The sequence below is a fragment of the Hymenobacter swuensis DY53 genome (assembly GCF_000576555.1).
Lineage (GTDB): Bacteria > Bacteroidota > Bacteroidia > Cytophagales > Hymenobacteraceae > Hymenobacter > Hymenobacter swuensis.
In genome coordinates this window covers 1907076-1932920 of the sequence record NZ_CP007145.1, presented here as the reverse complement: position 1 = coordinate 1932920, position 25845 = coordinate 1907076, and the positions used below count along the sequence as shown (strand labels likewise).

Here is a 25845-nt window from a genome sequence, read left to right as displayed (position 1 = left end):
TTTTCTGAATGCCCGATTCTTTGTTTACCCGGCCGCCGCGTCTGCTGAGCGTGGCGTGGCCGTTTTTGCTGCTGCTGGGGTTGCAGCCCGCAGCCTGCGGTGGGCAGGAGCCCGATTCGGCTGCCAAGCCTAAGCCTACTCCTGCCACCACATCCCGCCGCCCTGAAGTACCCCAGGGCTATTTTCTGTTCCCGATTAAGCCCGGCCAGCAGAATTTTCTGGCCGGCAGTATGGGCGAGCTGCGCCCCAACCACTTCCACGGCGGCCTCGACATCAAAACCGACGGCCGGGTAGACCTGCCCGTATACGCCTCGGCCGACGGCTACATCTCGCGCATGAAGCAGAGCAGCTACGGCTACGGCAACGTGCTCTACATCACCCACCCCAACGGCCTGACCACGGTGTACGGCCACCTGAACCGCTTCAAAGGCCCCGTGGCCGAGGAGCTGCGCCGCCGCCAGTATGAAAAGCAGACCTACGACCTGGAGCTGTTCTTTAAGCCCGACCAATTTCCGGTGAAGCGCGGCGAAGTGGTGGCGCTTTCAGGCAATACCGGCGGCTCGGCGGGGCCCCACCTGCACTGGGAGGTGCGCACGGCCCAGGACGCGCAGCTTAACCCGCTGCAATGGGGCGGCTTCTCCGAAATCCAGGACCACGTAGCGCCCACCTTGCTGGCTTTTGGAGTGGAAGCCCTGAGCATTGACGCCCGGGTACAGGGCAAGTTCGGCAAGTCGATTTTCCTGCCGAAAGCTCCGCCCCTACCTAACGGCGGCGGCTACGTGTGGGCCGATACCATTGCGGCCAACGGCACCGTGGGCCTGCTCATGCAGGGCTTCGATAGGTTCGATCAGGTGTGGAACAAGAACGGCATTCAGAAAGTGGAGGTACTGGTGAATGGGCAGCCGCACTACCAGCATGTTATTGATGACATTCCGTTTCCGGAAGGCTCCCGCCAGATCAACCGCCACCTGGATTATGAGTGGCGCGCCACCCAGGGGCGGCAGCTGGAGCGGCTTTTCGTGGACGACGGCAACGACCTGAGCATGTACACCACCGGCCCCGGTAAGGGCAAGCTGCGCGTGGAACCGGGCCAGCTCTACGCCGTAGAAGTGCGCCTGAGCGACTCCTACGGCAACCTCACGCCGCTACGTTTCGTGCTGCGCGGCACCGAGGCCGGCTACCGCAAAACCCGCTCGGCGGCCGTGAAAACCCCGGCCCTGCGTTACGATATCAGCCGCAACCTGTTGGTAGCCACCGCCGCCGACCCCGATACGGCGGCCGTAGGCGGGAATCTGACGCTGTTCAAAGGCAACCGCCGCCTCACGCTCAAGCCCAGCTACACTGAGCAAAGCCAGAACGTGTACCTCTACGACCTGCGCGCCGGCCGCCCCGACTCCTTGCAGTTCGGGCGCATCACCAAGCGGTTTGACCGGCAGGCCCTGATTCCCTCGGGCCGGGAGTTTGGCTTCAGCACGGCCAACTTAGCGCTGGGTTTTGGACCAAAAACGCTTTTCGACACGCTGTACGTGCAGACCAGCTACAAGCAGGGCCTCTGGACGGTACATCTGCCCCGCACGCCGCTCTACGAAACCCTGGCCCTCACCCTCAAGCCCGAAACCCCGGCCGCTGACCCGCGCCGCACGGCCATCTACGGCGTTACAGCCAAGGGCGGCAGGGCCTACGTGGGCGGCAAGTGGAGCCCCGACGGCCGCAGCATCACGGCTTCCATCAAAGCCTTCGGCCAGTTTAAGCTACTCACCGATACCATTCCGCCCTCAGCCCGTCTCATCAGCCGCGGCCCCGGCGGCGTGGTGTTCAAGGTCGGCGACGACCTCTCGGGCCTGGCCAGCTACAAGCTGGAAGTGAACGGGCAGTTCCGCCTGCTGCGCTTCGAGCATAAGAACGCCATCATCTACTCGGAGCGTGACGACACGTTGGGCCCGCCTCTGCGCGGCCCCGCCACCCTGCGCCTCACCGACCAGGCCGGGAATGAGAAAGTGATTAATCTGGTGTTGTAAAGCTGATTTCTGAACTGTATAGAGTTTCGTCGTTGCTGAGGCTAAGCGGTTAAGGTGCTGCTCAACTTCAGCAACGGCGAGACTACAATTATTGCGTCTCCACCAAAGAGTATCCTTTCAGAAAACGAGAAATCTAGTGCACTCAGAAATCCGAACGTTTTCGTCAACCGCTGGCAGCGGTGTATTATACACTTTAGTCTTGAAGAAAATCCCATTCGCCTGAACCTAATGCCTGCACTTGAGCCGCTTTCCGCCCTCCCTAATCATCCGGTGGCCTTGGTATACTTGGAAGAGACTGAACAAGCTTACTAAGTGGAAATGGTAGACACAGTTCAGGTGGGGCTGGGGTACAGCCTGAGTTCCATTCCTTTTTTTGCGAAGCACATCGCCTTATACGATGTGGTTTCGGTCGAAACCGACGAAGGGGTTCATTATTTTGAGCACATACTCGTGAAATCGGGCCACAGTGTTGTAAGAGTGCTGTTCGGGACCGAATCCACACGCCAGACCTGCACCGCTGTGGTGGAGAAGTTGGGCGGAGTTGGGTTTCAATATGCCGATTCGCTTCTTGTCGCCTTCGACATCCCCCCAAACGTGGAATATCCGCCCATTAAACACGTTTTGGCTAACGGAGAGAGCCAAAAATTGTGGGAATACGAGGAAGCTTGCTTGGGCTGGAAGTAGCAAATCTTCGATTGAGAAAAAGGTTCGAATCCCTGAAAATACTATATTCTCCGTTCTCTGCGCGCCTCTGCAATTTCCTGGGCCGCAACCGTTGGCTTTGCGTATACGGCGGCGACTCTTAATCTCAACCCGATGCCCAAGAACCTACTCAAACGTCGCCAACCCGTGCTGCTTGGGGCCGCTGCTGCCGCCATTGCTACCGGCGTAGCTGCCTATGCTTACACGCGCCGCAAAGCCTACCCGGTTCTGCCCACCGTCGCCCATGTGGATCTGCACAAGTACGCTGGCCTCTGGTATGAGGTGGCCCGGCTACCCACCCGCTTCGAGAAGGGGTGCCAGCACGTAACGGCCCACTACAAGCTGCGGCCCGATGGCAAGGTAAACGTGCGCAACACATGTCACAAAGAAGGCCTCAACGGCCCCGCCGAAACCGCTACAGCCATAGCCCGCGCCGTGGATGCCACCAATGCCCGCCTCAAAGTGCAGTTCTTCTGGCCCTTCGAAGGCGACTACTGGATTCTGGATGTGGACCATTCCGACTACCAATATGCGCTGGTGGGTGAGCCGGAGCGCAAAAACCTCTGGATTCTGAGCCGCCACCCCCATATGGAACGCAACCTCCGCGACATGCTGGTAGCCAAAGGCCGCGAGCTGGGCTTCCCGGTGGATAATTTGATCTACACCCCGCAACCCATCGACGGTAAACCGTAGGGATGAGAATGTCATTGCTTCGGCCTCCGGCCTTGCAATGACGTGCATTATTTCGTTGCTGAATCCCCAAAAAACCCTTCTATCTTCGCGGCATGGCAGTACCTCAAGCAGGCGAGCAGGCTCCGGCCTTCGAAGCTCCCGACCAGAATGGCACCATCCACCGCCTCCAGGACTACGCGGGCCGCAAAGTAGCCCTCTACTTCTACCCCAAAGACGACACCTCGGGCTGCACGGCGCAGGCCTGCAACCTGCGCGACAACTACGCGCAGCTTCAGGCCGCTGGTGTGCAGGTGCTGGGCGTGAGCATCGACTCGGAGAAGTCACATCAGAAGTTTGCCACCAAGCACGAGTTGCCCTTCCCGCTGCTCGTGGATGAGGACAAGAAGCTGGTGCAGGACTACGGCGTATGGCAGGAGAAGTCGATGTACGGCCGCAAGTACATGGGCACCATGCGCTACACCTTCCTCATCGACGAAAAAGGCCTGATCGAGAAAGTCATTACCAAAGTCGACACCAAAAACCATGCAGCTCAGCTGCTGTAGTTTTCCTTCGAAAGCCTCGCCCCTCCGGCGGGGCTTTTTTGTACCCCACCCCAACCCCCTCCCCAAAAGATGCCACGCATTAAGCGGGCTGGGCTCTACCTCTAAAAATTAGCGGTTAGAAAATGCTAGAGCTAGAGCCCCTCCCTTGTGGGGAGGGGTTGGGGTAGGGTCATTACCTTTGCCTCACCAATTCCATTCTCAACCCGAACCCATGTCGCAGGACACGTCATTCGCCGCCTCATCCGAAACCCACACGCCCGCAGCCACCAAGTCGGTAGCCGAGCTGAAACAGATTGCCGCCCAAGTGCGGCGCGACATCGTGCGCATGGTGCACGCCGTCAATTCGGGTCACCCCGGCGGCTCGCTGGGCTGCACCGATCTGCTGGTGGCCCTGTACTTCAAGGTGATGAAGCACACGCCCCAGCCCTTCGATATGGACGGCATCGGGCAGGATTTGTTTTTCCTCTCCAACGGCCACATCTCGCCGGTTTTTTACTCGGTGCTGGCCCGTTCGGGCTATTTCCCGGTAAGCGAGCTAGCCACATTCCGCAAGCTGAACTCCCGCCTCCAGGGCCACCCCGCCACCCATGAGCATTTGCCCGGCATCCGGGTGGCCTCGGGCTCCTTGGGCCAGGGCCTGAGCGTGGCCGTGGGCGCCGCCCAGGCCAAGAAGCTCAACAACGACTCCAGCACCGTGTTTGTGCTGATGGGCGACGGCGAGTTGCAGGAAGGCCAGGTGTGGGAAGCGGCCCTCTACGCCCCCCACCACAAAGTGGACAACCTCATTGCCTTTGTGGACCGCAACGGCCAGCAGATTGACGGCCCCACCGAGAAAATTGGCGGCCTCGGCGACCTACGCGCCAAGTTCGAAGCCTTCAACTGGCGCGTACTGGAAACCGACGGCAACCAGTTCGAAACCCTCCTCCCCACCATCGAGGAAGCCCAGAGCCTACTCGGCCAGGGCCAGCCTATCATGGTGCTGATGGACACCCAGATGGGCTTCGGCGTAGACTTCATGATGGGCTCGCACAAGTGGCACGGCGTGGCCCCGAACAACGAGCAGCTGGAAATTGCCCTCCAGCAGCTGGCCGTAGAAGAAGCCGGCGACTACTAATTGCCAACCTATTCTATACAATGAATAAGGTACTTGAGGAGTACTATCCTTTTGTAATAGCTCCTCTTTGGTTTGTGTCTCTTCCGATGATTGCCGGAGACTATGGATTTATACTTCGTCTGCTTGCTTCGGTAGTAGCTGCGGCAATAGCAATGCTGCTAATCAAAGCCACAGCAAATAAGTCAAGGCAGGTCAAGGCTGTTACTATAGTCGCCTCTGTAGTCATAATCGGCACTCTTGTGGTGATTTTTGTCAAGAGAGAGGTTGTAACAGATCCTCAGCAAACAGAAGCTACGGAGTAGAATGAGTAGTAGTGCTTGGCATATGGTTTGGGGTCTGTTGGTGGTTTTAATAATCACCAGCAAACCGTCATATGCCCAGAACGCAGTGCCTGCCCAACCCAAAACCACCCGTATTCTGTTCGTGCTGGATGCGTCCGGGTCGATGCGGGCGCCCTGGGAAGGCGAACAGCGCTGGGACGTGGCCAAGCGGCTGCTATCGAAGATGGTGGACTCGCTTAACGCCTACCCCAACCTGGAGTTGGCGCTGCGGGCCTACGGGCATCAGCACGAGAACAAGGAGAATAACTGCGAGGATTCGAAACTGGAAGTGGCCTTTGCGCCCAAAAACGCGGGGGCCATCAAGGCGCGGTTGAAGACGATTGAGCCCAAGGGCAACACGCCTATCACCTACTCTTTGCTACAGTCGGCCCAGGATTTCCCGGTGGATAAGTCGGCCCGTAACGTGCTCATTCTGATTACCGACGGATTGGAATCCTGCAAGGGCGACCCGTGCGCTACGGCCTTGGCGCTGCAGCGCAAGCGGGTGTTTCTGAAGCCGTTTGTGATTGGCATCGGGGCCGAGCGGGAATTTGGCAAGCAGCTGGAATGCCTGGGGCAGTACTACAACGCGGCCGATGTGAAGACCTTTCGCAGCATCCTCAACGACGTAGTGACCCAGACGCTGGCCAAAACCACCGTGAGCGTAAACCTCACCGATGAGCAGGGCCGCCCCGTGGAATCGAACGTGAATATGACGTTCGTGAATAACGTGACGGAGCTGCCCGAGTACAACTACGTACACTGGCGCGACGCCCAGGGCAAGCCCGATGTGCTCGACATCGACGCGCTGCAGAGCTACGACCTGGTGATTAACACGGTGCCCCCGGTGCGGCAGGCGAACCTGCCCATCCGGCCGGGCCGGGCCAACGTGCTGACCTACAAAACGCCCCAAGGCACGCTGTGGCTGCAGGGGCCGGGCATTTCGCCTAACCCCTACGGCACGGTGCAGGCGGTGGTGCGGGCTCAGGGCAACCCGGCCACGGTGGTAGCCCTGCCCTTCGGGGCGCGGCAGAAGCTGCTGGCCGGCACCTACGAGGTGGAGCTGCTCACGCTGCCCCGCCAGCTGCGGCGCATCACGGTGAAGCAGGGCCAGGAAACGGCCGTAACCTACGAGGCACCCGGCATCCTCAACATCGTGTCGGACCTGAAAGGCTACGGCAGCATCTACCGCCTCGGCCAGGACGAGCAGCAGACGTGGGTGCACAACCTGCCCGAAACCAGCAGTAAAGTGAACCTGCCGATGCAGCCCGGGGCCTACCGCCTCGTGTTCCGCACCAAAACCGCCACCGGCAGCCAGTTCACCGACGTGCGCACGTTCACCATCCGCCCCGGTCAGACCACCTCAGTCAGCATTTTCGGACGATGATTGATTGGAAGCATATTGATGACCGGCTCCGTTATTACATCGAGCTTTGGGGCGGGCCAATTTTGCTCATCGGCGGCTTTCTATTGTATCAACACGTTGAGGCCGTAAGGGGGGCAATAGAATTATCTAACCTTCACCGAAAAGCATATGTAACTAGCACTTTTGTAGACGGTTCCATTTGGACAGTCGATTTACGATACAGGTATCAAGGAAACGTATACGATGCGCGAGGACATAGTAGAATACGATATGCGGTGGGTGATTCAGTGATTATAAAGTTTTCACCCCGGTTTCTATCTGAGGTAGAAATTGACGACAGAGATACCCTCCACTGAATTATGAAAACTCAACTCCGCACCGACGGCTACGCCATCCTACCTGACGTTTTCTCCCCGGAGGAAACGGCCGGGCTGCTGCGTACCATCGAATCGACTGAGGCTAACTCAGCCAATTTCCGGCGTAATCAGGACGTGTTTGCCATTCGAGATCTATTGGGTGAAGTGCCGCAGCTGTGGCCCCAGCTGCTCACGCCGCGGCTGCGGGCGGTACTGGCGGAGCTGTTTCCGGGGCCGATGCCGCACCTAGTGAAGGCCATCTATTTCGATAAGCCGGCCGGCTCCAACTGGCTGGTGGCCTGGCACCAAGATGTGATGGTGGCCGTGGATCAGCACCTCGACCTGCCCGGCTACGGCCCTTGGTCGGTGAAAGCCGGTGAAACCACCGTGCTACCACCCCGCGAAATCCTGGAAAGCATCGTCACCCTGCGCCTGCACCTCGACGCCTGCGACGCCACCAATGGAGCGCTGCGCGTGGTGCCCGGCTCCCACCGCCACGGTGTCATCCCGAACGAGCAGCATCCGGCTTTCACGCCCCAGGCTGTTACCTGCGCGGTACCGGCCGGCGGGCTGATGCTGATGCAGCCTCTCACCCTGCACGCCTCCCAACGCAGCACCAGCTCCTGGTCTCGCCGCGTGGTGCATCTGGAGTTCAGCACGGCGGAGTTGCCAGCGGGCCTGCAGTGGCGGGAGCTTCGGGAGGTGCCAGTGGCACAAGCTTCAGCTTGTGCTGTTGAAGACGCTTCCACTTTGTTTAGTCACGGCACAAGCTGAAGCGTGTGCTACTTCTTTGTAAACCCATTTCCCTACCATACTTCATGAAAGATTTTCCCTACACCGAATCGAAGGATACCCGCAGCGGCTTTGGCGCTGGCTTGCAGGAGCTGGGCCGCACTAACCCCAACGTGGTAGCCCTCTGCGCCGACCTCATCGGCTCGCTCAAGATGGACGCCTTCATCAAGGACAATCCCGAGCGGTTTTTCCAAGTGGGCATTGCCGAGGCCAATATGATGGGCCTGGCTGCCGGCCTCACCATTGGCGGTAAGATTCCCTTTACGGGCACCTTCGCCAACTTCAGCACCGGTCGCGTGTACGACCAGATTCGGCAGAGCATTGCCTACTCGGGCAAAAACGTGAAGATTTGCGCTTCCCACGCCGGCCTCACGCTGGGCGAAGACGGGGCCACCCACCAGATTCTGGAGGACATCGGGCTGATGAAGATGCTGCCCCACATGACGGTTATCAACCCCTGCGACTACAACCAGACCAAAGCCGCCACCATTGCCATTGCCGACTACGAGGGCCCCGTGTACCTGCGCTTCGGCCGGCCGGTGGTGCCCAACTTCACCCCCGCCGACCAGAAGTTTGAAGTAGGCAAAGGCATCGTGCTGAACGAGGGTGCCGACGTGAGCATCTTCGCCACCGGCCACTTGGTGTGGAAGGCTATCCTGGCCGGCAAGCTGCTGGCCGAGAAGGGCATCGACGCCGAAATCATCAACATTCACACCATCAAGCCCCTCGATGCCCAGCTGATTCTGGAATCGGCCCGCAAGACGCGCTGCGTGGTGACGGCCGAGGAGCACCAGATGAACGGTGGCCTCGGCGACTCCATCGCTCAGCTGCTGGCCCGCGAGGAGCCCCTGCCCCTGGAAATGGTAGCCGTCAACGACTCCTTCGGCGAATCCGGCACCCCCGATCAGCTGATGGAAAAATACGGCCTCAACGAGCAGGCCATTGTGGCCGCCGTGGAGAAAGTAATGGCCCGCCGCAAGTAGGTTTTCGGCCGCGTCAGACACCACACCGCCCCGGCTGCACCTGTTGCGGCCGGGGCGGTATGGTGTCTGGCAGGTGTGTCAATCACTCTTCCATAAGATTCATGTTTGCTTCAAAGGCAGTTATCATTTCAGTCACTTTTACCAGCAGTTTTTCCCGGTTTATAACCAAAGCCGGATGCTTCCATTTTGCAAATCTCTCGGCATCGTTGAATCTAGGCCAAAAGATAATTTCGTAAAAGTATTCCCACACCTTGCGGATAAGCTTATCTCCTGTATACCTCTTTAAATAGCTATTGGCGCAATCCTGATACATGAAATCTCCAACGATATTTACAAAATTTACTAATTCTTCTATCGAATTATCGGTCAAACTATTATTTTCCAGATCTTTCAAAACTGATGAAACATTGATAGTAGTATTTTCGGCTGCTGGCAAATATTTGAACTCAAAGAGCCAAGGTGCAAGATTTTCGAATACAACCAGCTCTTCCAGGTTGTTTGTAAGTAAACGACAAGCATTAATCAGTGAGTGAAAAGCAAATATCTTCCCGCTTTTAAAAGCCAGCAACTTATCTTCTGCTTCATGCATAGTATCTGCATACCAGACCATAAAAACTGGTTTATTAAAACTATTTGAGCAATACTTGATTATGTATACCCGATATTTTTCACTAACAGCATCGAATTTGCTAGGTATATGAGCAGATGACATATTTTCGTATTTTTCGTTTTATACTATACCCAGTAAGTAATTTTGGGGCTTACTACCGACCGGAAAGATAAAGCTTGCATCACACAAGCCGCAAACCGGACCCACCAATATCGCATGTTCGTTTCCTCTCTCCGCTGGCTGCTGGTGCTGTTACCGCTGCTGTTCGCTCTTCCGGCCCTGGCCCAAAAGCCCGATACCACCCTCATCCGCTATAGCGGGCAGCTCTCGGGGCAGTACACGTCGGGCGGCGTGAACCGGACGCTGTTTGCCACCGCCCACTCGGTTACGCTGCTGCGGGGGCTGCACTTTGGGGCACCGGTAGCGGGCAGCTTCACGTTTGGCAAGCAGGAGCGGCGGCTGCGGGAGCGGGAATGGCTGCTTAACACCACGCCTTACTACTGGAAGGGCCACTTCCGCTTCTACGGCATCGGGGGCTACGAGCGGAGCAATCTGCGCGGCATTGATAGCCGCTACCAGCTGGGCGCGGGGCCGGGCTGGGCGTTTTACCAGGATTCGCTGGGGCGGGAAGTGGCCGTGAGCAACCTGCTGCTCCGGGAGGCCACATATTTTCAGGATGGCAGCTCCCGCACCGTGTCGCGCAACTCTACCCGCCTGAAGGTGGCCTACTCCTACCGCGTGTTCACGCTCAGCGCCACCACCTTCTACCAGCCCAACCTCCAGGACTTCTCCGATTACCGCGTCAGCCAGCTCTCCACCCTGGCCCTGCGCTTCACCCCGCGCTTTGCCGTCACGGGCACCTATACCTACACCTTCGAAAACCGCATCCCGGAAGGTAAGTCGCGCGACAATACCAACGTCACCATTGGGGTGGCCTACAGCACAAAGTAGATAAGATCATCCGCAGGAGCGTTGTTCCGAGCAGCACGTCATTCTGAATGGCACGTCATTCCGAGCTTGCTGAGGAATAACGTGCCATTCAGAATGACGTGCTGCTTGGAACAACAGATTGGTTTATCAGCTGTTTACTGTTTGCCGCCGCACTCGGCGCAGAACCGTTGCCCGGGTTTCACGGACGCTCCACAGTCGCCGCAGAATTTCTCCTTCGGCTCAGCGGCGGCACTGGGCTTACCACATTCGGGGCAAAACTTCTGACCGGGGGTGAGCTTGGCCTGACAGCTGCCGCACTGGCTTATTTGAGCCTGCCCCAGAAAGTCGAGATTCTGGGTATAATCCTGCGTCCGGGTTTTGGTCTGGATTTGCTCTCGGGCGGCTTGGCGCTGCTGGGCAGCCAGTTCCTCGTGCTCATCGGGGGCGCAGTCTTCGCAGAGGCCGGCCGTATGGTTCCAGCACACATCGGGGCACACCCAATGGCCGCAGCGGGTACATTGCTTGAAGTAGGTTTTGCCTTCCTGCACGGCCGTTTCCAGAGCATCGTCGTGGGCCTTCCCGCCGATGGCACGCTGTACGTGGTAGGCGGCGGTGCCGGCATCATAGAAGTGTCCGCCGAACAGGCTGCCGGCCGCCCGCATCAGTTCCCCAGCAATACCGATTTTGTTGGGCAGAAAGCGCGACATATGGCCGTTACGGCATTTGTCGCAGTAAAACTTGAACTGAAAGCCTTTGTCGGTGCTAAGGTCGTCGTGATTGGCGACGAACTGAATCATGTTGCTCATAACGGCTGGTAGAGGTGATAGAACGGAGTAAAAGTAGAGTTTCTTGAATGTTATTTTGACTCAAGATTATTCCCACCAAGCTGCCTGTTCCTGCTGCTGGGCAGCTTTATCGTTCTGCTCCCAGGCTTTGCGGTATGATTGCCAGCCATTATCCAGATAAGCATCCGCCGGACTAAACTCTCCTACCCCCTGGTCAAACTCTTTACTATTCGGAATCCGGTTATTACCCCAATTACAACTCTTGGACAGTCCGGTTTTATAGGACTGCCAGATGCCTACAAACTGGTTGTTCGCGTAGCCGTCTGCGAAGTTTTCCAGGTCGTTGTAATGCACCTTTCTGGCTTTGTCCTGGTACCACTGCGCATACACAATACCTCGAAACACACCGTTATTGGGCTGGCCTTCCGGCTCGCGTAGCTCGTATTCAGCCAGCACAACTCCTGCTTTCACGGCATCGGAGGGGGCATCGTCGAGGGCGCGGGGTAGCCGCTTGGTTTCCCGCACGTGCACAACCGTAAAGCTCCCCTGAAAAGACGCTACAGTTGCGCGCACTTTCGATTTGCCGGTTATCACGTAGCGGCCGAGCTGCTGCGCATCGGGACGTATCGTCAGTAGCTTCACCCGCAGCCGCTGGTAGTCGTTGCCAATAAAGCCGAAAACCGTTTCGGGCTCCGAATGCAACCAGACGTTGGCAAATGACCGGGACGCATAACGAGCCATCTGTTCCGTAGGCAGCAGGTCAGCACTGGTCAAGATATGGCGGCGGTACTGCTCACTTTCAGCCGGCAAGGCAGCTACACTGCAGACAAGCATTGCACTGGCTACTCTGAATATTGGATTGATTATGCTGATTATCATACAAAAGCAAATCAGAAGATAAGTGAGAATCAGCGCTCTAGTTCAAAGATGAATAATTTAACGCCACAGGCCTTAAACCCTCGCCCACCCGGCCCCTCTAACCTCGCACAACCCGTTGCCCTAACCCCCGCTCCCCTGCGCCTTGGAAGACCAGGAGATACTCGCCAAGTTTCGTGACCCCGCCGCCCGCAACGTGGCCTTCAACCAGCTCGTGCGCAAGTACCAGAGCAAGGTGTACTGGCATGTGCGCAAAATGGTGGTCGACCACGATGATGCCGACGACCTGACCCAGGATGTATTCATCAAGGTATGGAACCACCTGGAGAATTTTCGCCAGGATGCTTCCCTGTTCACCTGGATTTACCGCATTGCCACCAATGAGTGCCTCAGTTTTCTGGGCAGCAAACGGCGCAAGTTTTTTCTACCTCTCAACGATGTAGGAGCCGAGTTGACCGCCAAAATTGAGGCTGATGAAAGCCTGGCTGGCGACGAAGTAGAGTTAAAGCTGCAGAAAGCCATTCTGCGCCTGCCCGATAAGCAACGGCTGGTGTTCAACCTGCGCTACTACGACGAAATGCCCTACGAGCAGATGGCTGAGGTAACCGGCACCAGCGTAGGGGCCCTGAAAGCCTCCTACCACCACGCCGCCAAGAAAATTGAGCAATACATCAACGACCACGCCCAGAACGATTAAACCCGACGGCCCCGGCCGCCTCTAACCGCCATGAACACTCCTTTCCGTCTGGATGAACACCGCCGCCGGCCCCAGCCGCCGCTGGCCCTCCCCCCGGACCGCTACTTCGAGCAGTTGCCCATGCGCGTGATGCAGCGCGTGCAGACTTCGGCCCCGAACCCGGTGGCCAGTGGCTGGCTCACAGTACTGTCGGCCCCGATGCGGACGGCCCTGGCCTCCGTGTTGGTGCTGGGCAGCTTTGCCGCGTCGTTTCTGTTGAGCCCTGCAGCCACCATGCAGCCCGCTACTACCGCTACGCTGGCCCAGGTGCCCCGCGAGGAGCTGATGCAATACCTGCTGGCTAGTGAGCAGCGTGTTACCCTCCCCGATTTAGCTGACCTGCCCGGAGCCGTACAGAATGCGCCCGCCAGTACGCTGCAGGCCTCACCCGAGGAGTTGCAGGAACTGCTGGACGCGCAGCCCACCGAAGAAATCTATCTGTAAGCTATAATTTCACCACCCGTTTTGCCTTCTCTCCCCATGAAATACGTCCTCCGTGGTGCCCTGCTGCTGTGGCTGCTGGCGGCACTACCCACCTTCGAGGCCCTGGCCCAGGGCGGCCTGCGCCGGCAGGAGCGCCTGAGCCAGCTCGAAAACGCCCGCATTGCCTACCTCACCGAGAAAGTTGCCCTTACTACCGATCAGGCCCAGAAATTCTGGCCGCTTTACAACGAATTCACCGCCAAGCGTCGCGACCTGAACCGCCGTTTGCGCCAGTTGCGCCCCGCCAGCACCGATGGCCTCAGCGACCAGCAGATAAAGGAGAGCCTCAACCAGTCGTTCGTGCTGCGGCAGCAGGAAATTACGCTGGAGAAGGAATATTTCGAGCGGTTCCAGCGCGTTATCAGCGTGCGGCAGGTGGGCCGGCTGGCCCTGGCCGAGCGGCAGTTTACCAAAGAGGTGCTCAAGCGTGTGGCCGGCCGTCCCGGCCTGCCCGCTGGTGCCGCCGATGGTCTGGACGAGTAACAACGGCTCCTTATTCCTGAATTCGTAGAAAACGGCTGCTTCGGCGGCCGTTTTTTTGTTGATGGGGCAGTAAGCGGGCAGTAGCTGTACCTTTGCGGCCCGATTTTGTTGTTCCGGTACCGCCGCCGTTTCCTTTGTCCCTGAAACGCGCGTGCCGGCCGAACCATTCTGCGTATGCTCACTCCCCGCCAGCTTTTCCTGCGCCACCAGGCCCAAACCTCCGATTTTCCGCTGCTGCTGGAAATTAAGCGGGCCGAGGGCGTATATATGTACGGCCCCGAAGGCCAGCGTTACCTCGATTTGATTGCAGGTATTGGCGTGAGCAACGTGGGCCACCGCCACCCGCGGGTTCTGCAGGCCATTCAGAACCAACTCGATAAATACCTGCACCTAATGGTGTACGGCGAGGTAGTGCAGGCCCCGCCTGCCCGGCTGGCCCAGGCCCTCACGGCTACCCTGCCCGCCCACCTCGACAATGTGTACTTCACTAATTCCGGCACCGAGGCCGTGGAAGGGGCCCTGAAACTGGCTAAGCGCTACACCGGCCGCACCAAACTGCTCAGCAGCTTTAACGCCTACCACGGCTCTACCCACGGTGCGCTCAGCATCACGGGTTCCGAAGGTTTCAAGAACGCCTTCCGTCCCTTGCTGCCTGACGTCCACCACTTCCGCCACAACCACTTCGAGGACTTGGAGCTGATTGACGAGCACACGGCCGCCGTAGTCATTGAAACGGTACAAGGTGAAGCAGGGGTGCGGGTGCCGGCCCCCGGCTACCTGCCGGCCCTGCGCCAGCGCTGCACGGAGGTAGGCGCTTTGCTAATTCTGGATGAGATTCAGTGCGGTTTTGGGCGCACAGGTACGTTCTGGGCGTTTGAGCAGTTCGGCATTGAGCCCGATATTCTGCTCACGGCCAAGGGCATGGGTGGTGGCATGCCCATCGGAGCATTCATTGCACCGCAGCACATCATGGCCGGCTTTAAAACCGACCCGATTCTGGGTCATTGCACTACGTTTGGGGGGCACCCGGTTTCCTGTGCGGCCTCCTTGGCTACGCTGCAGGTTATTCAGGAAGAGAGCCTGCTAGCCGGCGTGCCCGAAAAAGCGGCCCGTTTTCGGGAGCGGCTGGTGCATCCGGCCATTCGGGAAGTACGCAACTGCGGACTGCTGATGGCCGTGGAATTCGCGTCGTTCGAAGTGCTCAAGCCCATCATCGACCAAGCCCTCTGGCAGGAACATATACTGACCGACTGGTTCCTGTTCTGCGACAACTCATTGCGCATCGCCCCTCCCCTCACCATCACGCTGGAGCAGATTGACGATGCCTGCGCCGCCTTGCTGCGGGCCGTAGAAGCAGTAAGAACTTGAAACCTTAGAACTGAGAACCAAGAAGTGAGCCGCTGAACCGTCCCTTGAAAGGGCTGCTCAGCGGCTCACTTCTTGGTTCTCAGTTCTAAGGTCTTAATTTTTTTGACTCTAATTTCTTAATTCCCTAAAAACGCCTGGGTATCTTCCTTAATCTGGTCACGGGGGAAACCATCTTTCACGCCCTGCGAGATTTTGCGTACTAGCACCTGTACAATGTCTTTGCGGAAGCCGAGCTTCTCGGCCATCCCGATGCAGAAATCCATTTCCGTGTCGTCTACCACGCCATCAGCCAGCATCATATCCACCAAGTCAAAGATCTGGTCGAACCGCTCCGAATCGTTGTCGGGAATGATCAGGCGGATGGTGCTGGCATTGCCTACAATGGAACGCACCTCATCGGCCCGCATCCCGTTTTTGCGGCCTACGGCCACAATGAAACTCATTTCCCGCTCGTCGAGGTGGCCATCGGCTTTGGCCAGGGCGGCCAGGTTCATCAGGTGGCTCTTAACTTTTCTGGTTTGCTCATTTTCAAAAAAACCAAACATACGGGCGGGCATTAGGCAGTTGCGGATGGGGGGAACAGTCCGGGCAGGAGCACTGAGTATGGGAGGCTGCAGTGGTATTCAGTAAGGTAGCTTTTTGGCAGAAACACTGCAATAGGAAGCATACGCAGCCCGGCAAAAAACAGCCGCCCACCGAGGCTATTTTATCTTTTACGGGGTCAGAGGCTGAACATTCCCCCGGGATTTGCCACCTTTGCCCGGCCCGGCTCCGTCGGGTATTTGTTTGAGTACCCAAGAGGAAGTATAATGAAGCGTATTGCAGTTTTCACCAGTGGGGGCGACGCGCCCGGCATGAACGCCTGCATCCGGGCCGTGGTTCGCACGGCCGTGTACCACGGCATCGAAGTATATGGCATCATGCGCGGCTACAGCGGCATGATTAAGGGTGAGTTCGTGAAGCTGGATTCAGCTTCCGTTTCTAATACCATTCAGAAAGGCGGCACCATTCTCAAATCGGCCCGCAGCCAGAAATTCATGACCAAGGAAGGCCGTCAGCAGGCCTTCGACCAACTGGTAAACCATGGCATCGACGGACTGGTAGCCATTGGGGGCAACGGCACCTTCACCGGTGCAACCCTGTTTGAGCAGGAGTTCGGTATTCCGACGGTAGGCGCTCCCGGCACCATCGATAACGACCTGTACGGCACCGATTATACCATTGGCTACGATACGGCCGTAAATACGGCCTTGGAAGCCATCGACAAGATCCGGGATACGGCCGATTCGCACGACCGGTGCTTTTTCGTGGAGGTAATGGGCCGCGACTCGGGCTACATTGCTATTCCCTGCGCCATTGGCGGCGGGGCCGAAATTGTGATGATTCCGGAAACCCAGATGTCGACGGAAGCGGTAATTGACAGCCTGAAATCCAGCTGGCAGCGTTCCAAGACCTCCTTTCTGGTAGTGGTAGCCGAGGGCGAGGAGGAAGGTAACGCCCACCAGGTAGCCCAGCGCGTAAAAGCTGCTATTCCGGAGCTGGACACGCGCGTAACTATCATCGGCCACATTCAGCGTGGTGGCTCCCCTTCTGCCGCCGACCGGATGCTGGCTTCGCAGATTGGTATTGCCGCCGTGGAAGGCCTGATGAACGGCATGCGCAACGTTATGGCCGGCATTGTAGACCGCAAGCTGGTGTACACCCCTTTCTCCGATACCATTCATAAGAAGAAGCTCATCAACCAGAGCTTCATGCGGATGGTGGAAATTCTGAGCGTGTAAAAACTTATTAGCTCAGCCATTCAATTCCCTGCTGGATACGCTGTATCTGGCAGGGAATTTGTCTTTTACCGATTCTATTAAAAAGTTCCTTTCCCTCTACTTATTTCTTTTCTGATCATGCGTAACATCTATCCTTGTCTTGTAATGTCGGCGGCCTGGTCCCTGACTACCATTCTGGCGGAGGCGCAACATGCTCCCTCTAAGCAGCCTACCCACCGGCCCGCGCTGCTGCGGGTAGGAGTGGGCCAGTCGCTCAATGGCACCGGTGACTATAAAGTACTAAAGGCCCACCTGGAATACGCGCCGCAGCTGGGCCGGCATTGGCGGCTGGGCTCCCGTCTGGCGTATATCGGGGGTAACGAGCCGTATGAGTTTGGCTACGGCTTCACTATTCCGCAATCTTATCGGGCTGTTAATCTGGAGCAGGAAATTTACTGGCTCCCGTTCGGCAATAACAAAACGGTGGAGTTCAGCCTCGGCGCGGGTGTAACAGGCAGCTACGCCAAACTCACGAGCTTTTCCTCGGCTTGGGTGCAGGATGGGGAATTTGGCTACTCGGCGCGCTACGAGCGAGGGTTTCAGGTGGGCTATATTGTTTCTACCGGCCTAGATGTGGCGCTTGACCAGAGCCGCACTTGGCGTCTAGGCGGCCGCCTGGCCCTGCAGAACGATACGCGCGGCAACATTTTGCCCGGCGCGCAACTCCAGCTCAGCCGGGCGCTATAGTCCATTACGCATTTACCCACTTTCCCGCACTATGCGCCAGCCACTGGTACTCCGCATCGCGGCGGAGCCAAGTGAGCTGGCGCTTGGCATAGCGGCGGGAATTGCGCTTGAGCAGACGGACGGCCTCAGCATAATCGTACTGGCCCTCGAAGTACGCGAACAGCTCCTGGTAGCCTACCGTCTGAAGGGCATTGTGGTGGCGGTACGGGTAGAGGGCGCGGGCTTCGGCTTCTAGGCCCTGGGCCAGCATCTGGTCCATGCGCGCGTCAATGCGCTGGTACAGCTCTTCCCGCTCCCGGGTCAGGGCAATTTTGATGATATGAAAGGGCCGGTTGGCGGCTTTGGCAGCGTGGAAGGAGCTGAACGGCTGCCCCGTGCCCCGGCAGATTTCCAGAGCCCGCACTACCCGCTGGGGGTTTTGCCGGTCGATGCGGGCGTTGGTCACGGGGTCGAGACGAGCCAACTCTTCCACCAGCGGCTCCAGTCCGTGCGCTTCCAGTTCGGCCTTGATTTGCTCGCGCACGGCCGGCTCCACCGCAGGCAACGCGTCAAACCCTTCCGTCACGGCCTGCAGGTACAGCCCGGAGCCGCCCGTGAGGATAACCACTCGATGGCGCTGAAACAGGTCGGCCAGTACGGCCAGAGCGTCCTGCTCGAAGCGGCCGGCGTTGTAGTCCTCCGTAATGCTGTGGGAGTTGATGAAATGGTGCTGTACACCCTGCATTTCCGCCGCCGTAGGCTTGGCCGTGCCGATACTCAGCTCCCGGAAAAACTGCCGCGAGTCGGCCGACACGATTTCGGTACCCAACTGTTGGGCCAGATGCACGCACAGGTCGGTTTTTCCCACGGCGGTGGGGCCGGTAATGACCAGCAGCGTAGGGCCAGTAACGGCGGCAAGTTCGGAAAGCAGGTTCATGAAACAGATGGAATAAACGACGGCAGCAGAGCGGCGTACAGCCGAAGCAGCTGTTGCTCTTCGTGCTGCCAGCTCAGTAAGGGACGCGCCTGGCGGCAGTTTTCGGCCAGCTGGTGGTAGCGGGCCGAGTCGCCACCGGGCAGCAAACGGTTGAGGGCCGACGCCAGGGTAGCGGGCTGCACATCCGGCACAAGGTCGGCTACATCGTACTGGTCGTTGAGGGCCCGGTACTCAGGAAAGTCGATGACTACCTGGGGCACGCCGGCGTGGAGGTAATCGAAAAACTTATTAGCCAGGGAGTAATAGTAGCTCAAGCCCAGGTTTTCGAGCAGGTTGAGCCCTACGGTAGCGTGGCGCGTCAGTTCCCGCAGCTCCGCTGGCAGCACGTAGCCCCGGAACTCAACCTGCCCGCTTTGCAGCAACCCCAGCCGGGCAGCCTGCTCCCGCAGCTCCTGTGACAGGTCGCCTTCGCCGCAGATAACCAGCCGGCCGCGCACCTGCGGCATGGCCTCCAGCAGTGGCTCAAGCCCCCGCCCGGCGTTCAGCGCGCCTTGGTATAAGATAAAGCCGCCTTCGGGTGTAGCGAGGGGCGCGGGCAGTAACGCCTCGGCACTTAGCCGACTGATGTTGCGTACCACCGCTACCGGCCGGCCGTGGCGCTGCTCAAACACCCGGGCCAGGGCTGGCCCTACGGTATACACCAAGGCAGCCCGGGGCACAATGAAATCTTCGATGGCGCGCCAGATACGCTGCACCTGCGGGCGGGCCACTACCTCCGGTACTTCCGTGAACAGCTCATGAGCATCATACACGAACGGTTGGCCGGCCAGCAGGGCCCGGAGCCACACTGGCAGGGCCGTATCTAGGTCAATGGCACACCAGGCGGCGGCACGCTGCCCCAGCAGAAACCGTAGCAGCCGCAGGTTGTACTCCAGGTAAAACAGCTTACCCTTATTGCACCAGCAGCGCAGCCGCTGCTGGCGGTATGGCTGGGGTGTGAGTGGCTGCGAGGCGGGCCACTCCCGGCCAATCAGCAGCACCTCATAGCCAGCCTGGGCCAGCGAGCCGCAGATGCGCTGCATCCGCTGGTCGTAGTTGAGGTCGGTGGTGACGGTAAAAACCAGACGTGGCGGCACAGTGAGCGGAGAACTTCCCAGGGCGGGAAAAGCGGTAGTTTCAGGAATTGTCGCAAATTTAAGAACTTCATTCGGTGCCCCTCTCAAAAAGAGCCGGCCCGGCGCAGCCCGCTATACCCATGTCTACCTTTCCGAGTACATCGGCCGCCGTGCCCTCCCACGGCTCCAGCCTGGCCCCCGAGGTGTACCGGGCCCTGTTCGAAGAGTCCTTCGATGGCCTGTTACTCTATGATTCTACCGGCACGCTCGTCGACTGTAACCACCGCGTGGTGCATTACCTGGGCACTACGCGCCCTATGCTGCTGGGTACGGGCCTGATGGCATTTGCCCTTGTTCCTGAACCAGCCTCCCCTACTCAACTCACCTCTGAGCTGCACCTGCGGGAGCAACTGATGGACTGTGGCCGTACGGGCGAAGCAAAATCCATGCGCTGGAGCGGGCACCGTTCCGATGGACTGGGCTTGGAAGCCTGGGCCACCATCAACCGGCTCAGCACCGGACAAAACCCACTGATCCTGTTGACTCTGCGCGACATTGTGCAGTACGTTCACCCCACTCCGGCTTCCAGCCCTCCGCTCCCCCCTGAAGTTTCTGCCAACCTGAGCAATTTCTCGCGTGGACAGTTCCGCGACGTCCTTAGTCGGGCCGGCATGTGCTATCTGCTGCTGGATCGGGACGCCCGGATTCAGGATGTGAATGAGTATTTCAGCGAAGTGACCGGCCGGCCGGCGGCCACGCTTATTGGGCGCGATTATTTCACCTTGTTCGCGCCCCAGGCCGAGCAGGAGCCACGTCGGTTTGCCTTTCACCGCGCTATTGAGCAAGAACAGCTACAGGATTTCTTTGAACGCTCCCTGCTCACGGTTTCTGGCCAGGGCCGCACGTTCTTCTGGCACTCTGAATTTGAGCGAGACGCCACGGACCAGATTAACGGTATCCTGTTTGTGGGACGGGATATTACGGATAAGCAGGTAGCTGTGCGCGCCCTCACGGATAACCGCAACCGCCTCCAGGACTTCCTCGACAATGCCCACGACCTGATTCAGAACTTGAGCGTGGACAACCGCTTCCTGTTCGTGAACAAGGCCTGGAAGGAGAAGCTGGGCTACGAGGACGCCGACCTGCCCCACCTCACGCTTTCCGACGTGGTGCATCCTTATTACAAGGCCAAGCTACTCTACCAGCTGCGCAACCTGTACAAGGGCGAGAAGGTGAACAAGCTGGAAACCGTGTTCCTGACCAAATCGGGCAAACCGGTTCATTTGATCGGCTCCATTTCGTGCTCCTGGCAGGACAACGAGCCAGTAAGCACCCGCGCCATTCTACATGACATTACGGACCGCATTAAGGCCGAGCGGCTGCAGAAGGTATACTATAGCATTGCCAACCTGGCTATTAGCTCCAAGGATCTGCACTCCCTCTACGGGGCCATTCACCGGGAGCTGAGCAAGATCATCGAAACCAACAATTTCTACATTGCCCTCTGCGACGAGGCCCGTACCCAGCTCCAGTTTGCCTACTTCGTGGACCAGAACTCCCAGGGCGACCAAAGTATTATGGCGCGGCCCTTTTCCTCGGGTGTATCGGAGTACATCATCCGGACGGGCCGGCCGCAGTATCTGCTGCGCGAGGAGTTGCAGGAACTCATCAGCAACGGCACCATTACGGCTTATGGGCTGATGCCGGAGGTGATGCTTTGCTCGCCGCTGAGTATCGGGGAGCGAATTATCGGGGTTATTGCGGTGCAGGACTACCAGAAGGCCGACGCCTACGCGCCCACCGACATTGAGATTCTGCACTTCATTTCCAACCAGGTGGCTCTAGCCATTGAGCGCAAGCGCAACGAAGTCCAGATTCAGAAGCAGAATGCCCGCCTGAACGCCATCTTCGAGAGCGGCTCCCACCTCATGTGGTCGGTGGATACCCACTCCCGGCTTTCGTCGTTCAACCGCAACTACGCGGCCTATTTCCTGCGGCGCAATGGTGTGTACCCGGCCCTGAACATCAACCTCTGGCAGGCTGATGTGGCTTTAATGGAGCAGGACGCCCGGGAGGCCTTCATTCACAACTACCGCAAGGCCTTCCAGGGCCATCCGCAGCGGTTTGAAGTGCGCCTGCGCGACGCCCGGGGCCTCGATACCTGGCGCGAAATCTACCTCAACCCCATTTACCTCGACGACGGTTCGTTCGAGGAAATTTCAGGTATTGCCCACGACATCACCGACCAGAAGCGCAGCCAGTTGGAGCTGGTGGCCCAGGAAGAGAAGTTTCGGGCCATTTTCGAATCGTTTCAGGACGTATACTACCGCACCGATGGGCGCGGCATTATTACGCTGCTCAGCCCCTCGGTGCTGGACATGCTCGGTTACACGCCCGAAGAGGCCATTGGCCACTACATCGGCGACTATTACCTGTACCCATTGGAACGAGCTACGCTGCTGGAAGAAGTGCGCCGGAACGGAGAGGCCCGCAACTTCGAAATTGCCATGCGCCACAAGGAAGGCCACTCGGTGAGCGTGCTGGTGAATGCCCGTCAGGTACCCGGCGACGGAGAAGGCGGCACCGAGGGCATTGCGCGCGACATTACGGGCCTCAAGCAGATGCAAAGCGACCTGCGCCGGGCCAAGGAAGCCGCCGAGCAGGCCCTGGAGGCCAAAACGCTGTTCCTGGCCAACATGAGCCACGAGCTGCGCACGCCCATGAACGGCATCATTGGGATGATTGACCTGCTGCACCAGACGGTTTCCTCGGAGGAGCAGGAGGAGTACGTGGATACGCTGCGCAAGTCGTCGGATGCGCTGATGGCCATCCTGAACGATATTCTGGATCTGTCCAAGATTCAGGCCGGTAAGCTCCAGCTCAGCGAGTCGGGCATCGACCTGCACTATACGCTGGATAAGATTCACTCCCTGTTTGCCAACCGCGCCAACCAGAAGCACCTCACCTTCACTTACCACATTGCATCCCACACGCCGCGCTTCATCATTACCGATGAAACCCGGCTGCTGCAGATTCTGAGCAACCTCACCTCCAACGCCATCAAATTCACCGCCCAGGGCACCGTCAGCATCGTGGTTTCGTCTACGGTGACGGATGGGGAGGAGCATTTGCTGCGTTTTGCTGTACAAGATTCGGGCATTGGCATTTCCGAAGACAACGAGAAACTGCTCTTTACCAACTTCACTCAGCTCGACACTACCCCCACCAAAGCCTTCGGTGGTACCGGGCTGGGCCTAGCCATCAGCAAGCAGCTGGCCGAATTGCTGGGCGGCGAAATCGGGGTGTATTCCAACGTGGGCGAAGGCTCCACGTTCTGGTTTACAATGCAGTGCCGGGTCGCCCTCAATGAGGCTGAAATTGTGCAGGAGCGCCTCACTGCCCGGGAGCGGCCACAGGAAGTAGTTCGCTTCGAATCAATGCCGCGCATCCTGCTCGTTGATGACAACCCCATCAACCAAAAAGTGGCCACCCGCCTGCTCGATAAGCTGGGCTGCGACATTGTTATTGCCTCCGATGGATTTGAAGCTATCAGCCGGGCCACTGCTCCCACGGCGCGCTACGACCTGATTTTCATGGATATCCAGATGCCGGAAATGGACGGCGTGACGGCCATGAAGGAAATTCGGCAGCGCCTCGGTGCTGCCTGTCCACCCATTGTGGCCATGACGGCCTACTCCATGAAAGAAGATGCCGAGCGGTTTGTGCAGCAGGGCATGGACGACTACGTTTCGAAGCCCGTGAAGAGCCAGGACCTGTACACCATTCTGCGCCGCTGGATGGCCGGTCCGCCCCTGGCCGACTCGCTTAAAAGCACCGCCGCCACCCCTGCCACCACCGAACCGGTCCTAGCCCCCGCCCCCGCCGATTGCATTGATCTTGATGTGGTGGAGCAGTTGCGCCAACTGGGCGGTGGCGAGTTTGCGGCCCAGCTCTACGCCGATTTCGAACAGGAAGCCGGCGAAGTACTAGCCGAAGCCTCGGCGCTGGTGGCCGCTGGGCAGTACGAACAGATTTTACCACATTTGCACCAGTTGAAAGGCACCGGATTCACACTGGGCATTCGGAACGTGGCGGAAAGTGCGAAAGACCTGGAACATGAGTTGAAAAACGGCCGTACGGAAACGGCTCCGGAATCATTTCAACAATTACTTGGTTTTTTTGCACAATTTAAGGCTGCATATCCCGTCCTTACGCAGGCTCCTTAACGTTACCAGTGCATGAGCCCCGCATATTGCCTCCCTCAACCTAACCACAACCTTCACCTCTCCCTCCCTCATACTCTCCCTCCCCATGGCCGATTCTAAAACGATTCTGATTGCTGAGGACAGCTCCGTTATCCTGAACCTGACCAAGAAGATTCTTGAACTCCAGAAGTACCGCATCGTGTCGGCCAAAAATGGCGGCGAGGTTATCAAACAGATTGAGAGCCAACCCATTGATTGCGTACTAATGGACATCAATATTCCGGTAAAGGATGGCATGGAGTGCACCCGCGAGATTCGCCGCAACGCTGATCCGCGTATCGCCAAGATTCCGGTTATTGCCATTACCGGCAATGCCAACAACTACTCCATGGAGCAGTTCCGTGAGGCCGGCGTAACCGATTACCTACCCAAGCCGCTGGACTTCGACGCGCTGGTGCGCGTGGTAAAGCAGTACGTAGGCTAGTTGAGAGGTGAGAAGTGAGACGATGTTCTGACGTTCGCGCCGTACAAACATAGTCTCACTTCTCAGCACTCATAGTCGCACTTCTCTCATATGGAAATAACCTTCCTCGGTACGGGCACGTCGCAGGGCGTGCCCGTGATTGGCTGTAGCTGTGCCGTGTGCCGCTCCGTGGATTACCGCGACAAACGGCTGCGGGTGTCGGTGCATTTGCAGGTGCAGGGCAAAAGCATCATTATTGACTCGGGACCCGATTTCCGCCAACAGGCCCTGCGGGAGCACATCAACCACCTGGATGCGCTGGTATTCACCCACGAGCACAAGGACCATACCGGCGGCCTCGACGACATTCGGGCCTACAATTTCCGCCAGCAGCGCGATATGCCAGTGCATGCCGAGCCGCGCGTGCTGGAACAGTTGAAGCGCGAATACGAGTATATTTTTGCTGAGCGCAAATACCCGGGCATTCCGCAGGTAGAGCTGCACCCGATTCTCAGCGACACCGAAAGCTTCCGGGTAGAAGGCGTGGAATTTCAGCCGATTCGGGCCCTGCACTACAAACTACCGGTATTGGGCTTCCGGGTGGAAAACTTTACGTACGTCACGGATGCGAATCATCTTGGTGCGGAGGCTCTGGAGCAGATGCGCGGCTCGGAGGTAATTGTGCTCAACGCGCTGCGCCACGAGAAGCATATTTCGCACTTCACACTGCAGGAAGCTGTGGATATTCTGGAAGATCTGGCCCCGCGCCGGGCTTACCTCACCCACATCAGCCACCAACTGGGCCGTCAGCGCGAAATAGAAGCCACTCTCCCGGACTTTATTCGGCTGGCCTATGATGGGCTACGGGTGACAGTGTAGCCCGGCAGTCGATTACTTACCAATCCGGTTAATGCGGAACCACAAGGTAAAATCCGACTTGCCTGGATACACACCCCGGCCCAGGGGCTTCACGATTTGCCAGCGTTGGTAGGTGAATACGTAGCGCCGGTTATTGGCCCGTACGCTTGTGGTATCCAGCCACGCGGTACTCGGTACCCGTTGAGCATTGAATGGGGTAAACACCACCCGTTGCGTCCGGCCCTGGGCATCGGTTACGTTGAGTTCCGGCCATGCGGAGGGCCCTACGAAGCACATTAGTCCTTCCGGACAAAAAGTATACTTCAACTCTTCCAGCCGCACCGTCAGTTCGGGCTGAGTCATGCCGGGCAGAAACGCCTGCTGTTGATGTTGCAGCGAGAAATCAGCCTCAAAAGCCGCCTGCGTGTCGGCCGGGGCCGGCTCGGGCTCCACTGCTGCTTTCTGACAGCCGGTCAGGCTTAAGACGACAAGTATCGGGAGTACTGCTTTTTTCATCGGGATAGTGAATCAAGGAGAATACGTGTAGGTAGATGATACCGGTGCAGGGCTCTACAGTTGCATCCGGGAGTGGTAGTTTTACTGCCCACCGCCGTTGGTAGCGCA

26 protein-coding genes are annotated in these 25845 nt (G+C 58.2%); 19 read left to right on the top strand and 7 right to left on the bottom strand.

Translation table 11 applies throughout. The features are described from left to right. Nucleotides 1-8 precede the first annotated feature (8 nt). The 9 genes from HSW_RS09650 (at nucleotide 9) to HSW_RS09610 (ending at nucleotide 8886) form a co-directional block, all read left to right on the top strand. Nucleotides 9-2018: a M23 family metallopeptidase gene (locus HSW_RS09650; protein ID WP_052346303.1), complete on the top strand. Its 2010-nt coding sequence runs from the start codon at nucleotides 9-11 to the stop codon at nucleotides 2016-2018. A 318-nt stretch (nucleotides 2019-2336) separates the two neighbouring features. Continuing rightward, on the top strand, nucleotides 2337-2702 hold the full coding sequence (locus HSW_RS09645; protein ID WP_044001762.1) for a DUF4265 domain-containing protein: 366 nt from the start codon (nucleotides 2337-2339) through the stop codon (nucleotides 2700-2702). A gap of 132 nt (nucleotides 2703-2834) precedes the next feature. Continuing rightward, nucleotides 2835-3413 (top strand): lipocalin family protein, encoded by a 579-nt coding sequence (locus HSW_RS09640; protein ID WP_044001761.1) that lies wholly within the window; start codon nucleotides 2835-2837, stop codon nucleotides 3411-3413. 92 nt (nucleotides 3414-3505) lie between these two features. Then, nucleotides 3506-3955: a thioredoxin-dependent thiol peroxidase gene (bcp, locus tag HSW_RS09635; RefSeq protein WP_044001760.1), complete on the top strand. Its 450-nt coding sequence runs from the start codon at nucleotides 3506-3508 to the stop codon at nucleotides 3953-3955. 211 nt (nucleotides 3956-4166) lie between these two features. Further along, nucleotides 4167-5069 (top strand): transketolase, encoded by a 903-nt coding sequence (locus HSW_RS09630; RefSeq protein WP_081768346.1) that lies wholly within the window; start codon nucleotides 4167-4169, stop codon nucleotides 5067-5069. Nucleotides 5070-5089: 20 nt separating this feature from the next. Continuing rightward, nucleotides 5090-5371, top strand: coding sequence for a hypothetical protein (locus HSW_RS09625; RefSeq protein ID WP_044001759.1), 282 nt, complete (start codon nucleotides 5090-5092; stop codon nucleotides 5369-5371). A gap of 85 nt (nucleotides 5372-5456) precedes the next feature. Further along, a complete protein-coding gene (locus HSW_RS09620) occupies nucleotides 5457-6776 on the top strand; it encodes a vWA domain-containing protein (RefSeq protein WP_231501382.1) in 1320 nt (439 codons plus the stop codon). Between the two features lie 338 nt (nucleotides 6777-7114). Continuing rightward, nucleotides 7115-7885 (top strand): phytanoyl-CoA dioxygenase family protein, encoded by a 771-nt coding sequence (locus HSW_RS09615; protein ID WP_052346301.1) that lies wholly within the window; start codon nucleotides 7115-7117, stop codon nucleotides 7883-7885. 44 nt (nucleotides 7886-7929) lie between these two features. Further along, nucleotides 7930-8886, top strand: coding sequence for a transketolase family protein (locus HSW_RS09610; RefSeq protein ID WP_044001757.1), 957 nt, complete (start codon nucleotides 7930-7932; stop codon nucleotides 8884-8886). An 82-nt stretch (nucleotides 8887-8968) separates the two neighbouring features. Here the strand turns inward: HSW_RS09610 and HSW_RS09605 are convergent, their stop codons facing one another. Beyond that, nucleotides 8969-9598 carry a hypothetical protein gene (locus HSW_RS09605; protein ID WP_155832904.1) on the bottom strand — a complete coding sequence of 210 codons (630 nt, stop codon included), beginning with the start codon at nucleotides 9596-9598 and terminating at the stop codon, nucleotides 8969-8971. Nucleotides 9599-9712: 114 nt separating this feature from the next. Between HSW_RS09605 and HSW_RS09600 the strand changes: the two genes are divergently transcribed. Next, complete coding sequence (locus tag HSW_RS09600) at nucleotides 9713-10447, top strand: DUF481 domain-containing protein (protein WP_044001755.1); 735 nt, start codon at nucleotides 9713-9715, stop codon at nucleotides 10445-10447. Nucleotides 10448-10581: 134 nt separating this feature from the next. Here the strand turns inward: HSW_RS09600 and HSW_RS09595 are convergent, their stop codons facing one another. After that, complete coding sequence (locus HSW_RS09595; protein WP_197031984.1) at nucleotides 10582-11232, bottom strand: zinc ribbon domain-containing protein; 651 nt, start codon at nucleotides 11230-11232, stop codon at nucleotides 10582-10584. A 66-nt stretch (nucleotides 11233-11298) separates the two neighbouring features. After that, nucleotides 11299-11952, bottom strand: coding sequence for a hypothetical protein (locus HSW_RS22750; protein WP_155832903.1), 654 nt, complete (start codon nucleotides 11950-11952; stop codon nucleotides 11299-11301). A 280-nt stretch (nucleotides 11953-12232) separates the two neighbouring features. On the opposite strand from HSW_RS22750, the gene HSW_RS09585 reads away from it, so the two are divergent. The 4 genes from HSW_RS09585 (at nucleotide 12233) to HSW_RS09570 (ending at nucleotide 15157) form a co-directional block, all read left to right on the top strand. Next, nucleotides 12233-12784 (top strand): RNA polymerase sigma factor, encoded by a 552-nt coding sequence (locus HSW_RS09585; protein ID WP_044001754.1) that lies wholly within the window; start codon nucleotides 12233-12235, stop codon nucleotides 12782-12784. Between the two features lie 30 nt (nucleotides 12785-12814). Continuing rightward, nucleotides 12815-13267: a hypothetical protein gene (locus HSW_RS09580; RefSeq protein WP_044001753.1), complete on the top strand. Its 453-nt coding sequence runs from the start codon at nucleotides 12815-12817 to the stop codon at nucleotides 13265-13267. Nucleotides 13268-13303: 36 nt separating this feature from the next. Then, nucleotides 13304-13789: a hypothetical protein gene (locus tag HSW_RS09575; protein ID WP_052346299.1), complete on the top strand. Its 486-nt coding sequence runs from the start codon at nucleotides 13304-13306 to the stop codon at nucleotides 13787-13789. A gap of 174 nt (nucleotides 13790-13963) precedes the next feature. After that, nucleotides 13964-15157, top strand: a complete 1194-nt coding sequence (locus HSW_RS09570) for an aspartate aminotransferase family protein (protein ID WP_044001752.1) — start codon at nucleotides 13964-13966, stop codon at nucleotides 15155-15157. A gap of 116 nt (nucleotides 15158-15273) precedes the next feature. Here the strand turns inward: HSW_RS09570 and HSW_RS09565 are convergent, their stop codons facing one another. Further along, nucleotides 15274-15702 (bottom strand): tellurite resistance TerB family protein, encoded by a 429-nt coding sequence (locus HSW_RS09565; RefSeq protein ID WP_044004431.1) that lies wholly within the window; start codon nucleotides 15700-15702, stop codon nucleotides 15274-15276. Nucleotides 15703-15966: 264 nt separating this feature from the next. On the opposite strand from HSW_RS09565, the gene pfkA reads away from it, so the two are divergent. After that, nucleotides 15967-16938 carry a 6-phosphofructokinase gene (gene pfkA / locus HSW_RS09560; protein WP_044001751.1) on the top strand — a complete coding sequence of 324 codons (972 nt, stop codon included), beginning with the start codon at nucleotides 15967-15969 and terminating at the stop codon, nucleotides 16936-16938. A 117-nt stretch (nucleotides 16939-17055) separates the two neighbouring features. Then, nucleotides 17056-17664 (top strand): hypothetical protein, encoded by a 609-nt coding sequence (locus HSW_RS09555; RefSeq protein WP_155832902.1) that lies wholly within the window; start codon nucleotides 17056-17058, stop codon nucleotides 17662-17664. Between the two features lie 4 nt (nucleotides 17665-17668). Here HSW_RS09555 and miaA read toward each other — a convergent pair whose 3' ends face one another. Then, nucleotides 17669-18580: a tRNA (adenosine(37)-N6)-dimethylallyltransferase MiaA gene (miaA, locus tag HSW_RS09550; RefSeq protein ID WP_052346298.1), complete on the bottom strand. Its 912-nt coding sequence runs from the start codon at nucleotides 18578-18580 to the stop codon at nucleotides 17669-17671. Further along, complete coding sequence (locus HSW_RS09545; RefSeq protein ID WP_052346297.1) at nucleotides 18577-19716, bottom strand: glycosyltransferase; 1140 nt, start codon at nucleotides 19714-19716, stop codon at nucleotides 18577-18579. The genes miaA and HSW_RS09545 overlap by 4 nt, the downstream gene beginning before the upstream one ends. 119 nt (nucleotides 19717-19835) lie before the next feature. Between HSW_RS09545 and HSW_RS09540 the strand changes: the two genes are divergently transcribed. The 3 genes from HSW_RS09540 (at nucleotide 19836) to HSW_RS09530 (ending at nucleotide 25242) form a co-directional block, all read left to right on the top strand. After that, nucleotides 19836-23921, top strand: coding sequence for a PAS domain S-box protein (locus HSW_RS09540; RefSeq protein WP_044001749.1), 4086 nt, complete (start codon nucleotides 19836-19838; stop codon nucleotides 23919-23921). An 85-nt stretch (nucleotides 23922-24006) separates the two neighbouring features. Then, a complete protein-coding gene (locus tag HSW_RS09535) occupies nucleotides 24007-24384 on the top strand; it encodes a response regulator (protein WP_044001748.1) in 378 nt (125 codons plus the stop codon). A gap of 90 nt (nucleotides 24385-24474) precedes the next feature. Then, entirely contained in the window at nucleotides 24475-25242 is a 768-nt protein-coding gene (locus tag HSW_RS09530) for an MBL fold metallo-hydrolase (RefSeq protein WP_044001747.1), read from the top strand. A 12-nt stretch (nucleotides 25243-25254) separates the two neighbouring features. Here the strand turns inward: HSW_RS09530 and HSW_RS09525 are convergent, their stop codons facing one another. After that, nucleotides 25255-25737 carry a hypothetical protein gene (locus HSW_RS09525; protein ID WP_155832901.1) on the bottom strand — a complete coding sequence of 161 codons (483 nt, stop codon included), beginning with the start codon at nucleotides 25735-25737 and terminating at the stop codon, nucleotides 25255-25257. Between the last annotated feature and the right edge of the window lie 108 nt (nucleotides 25738-25845).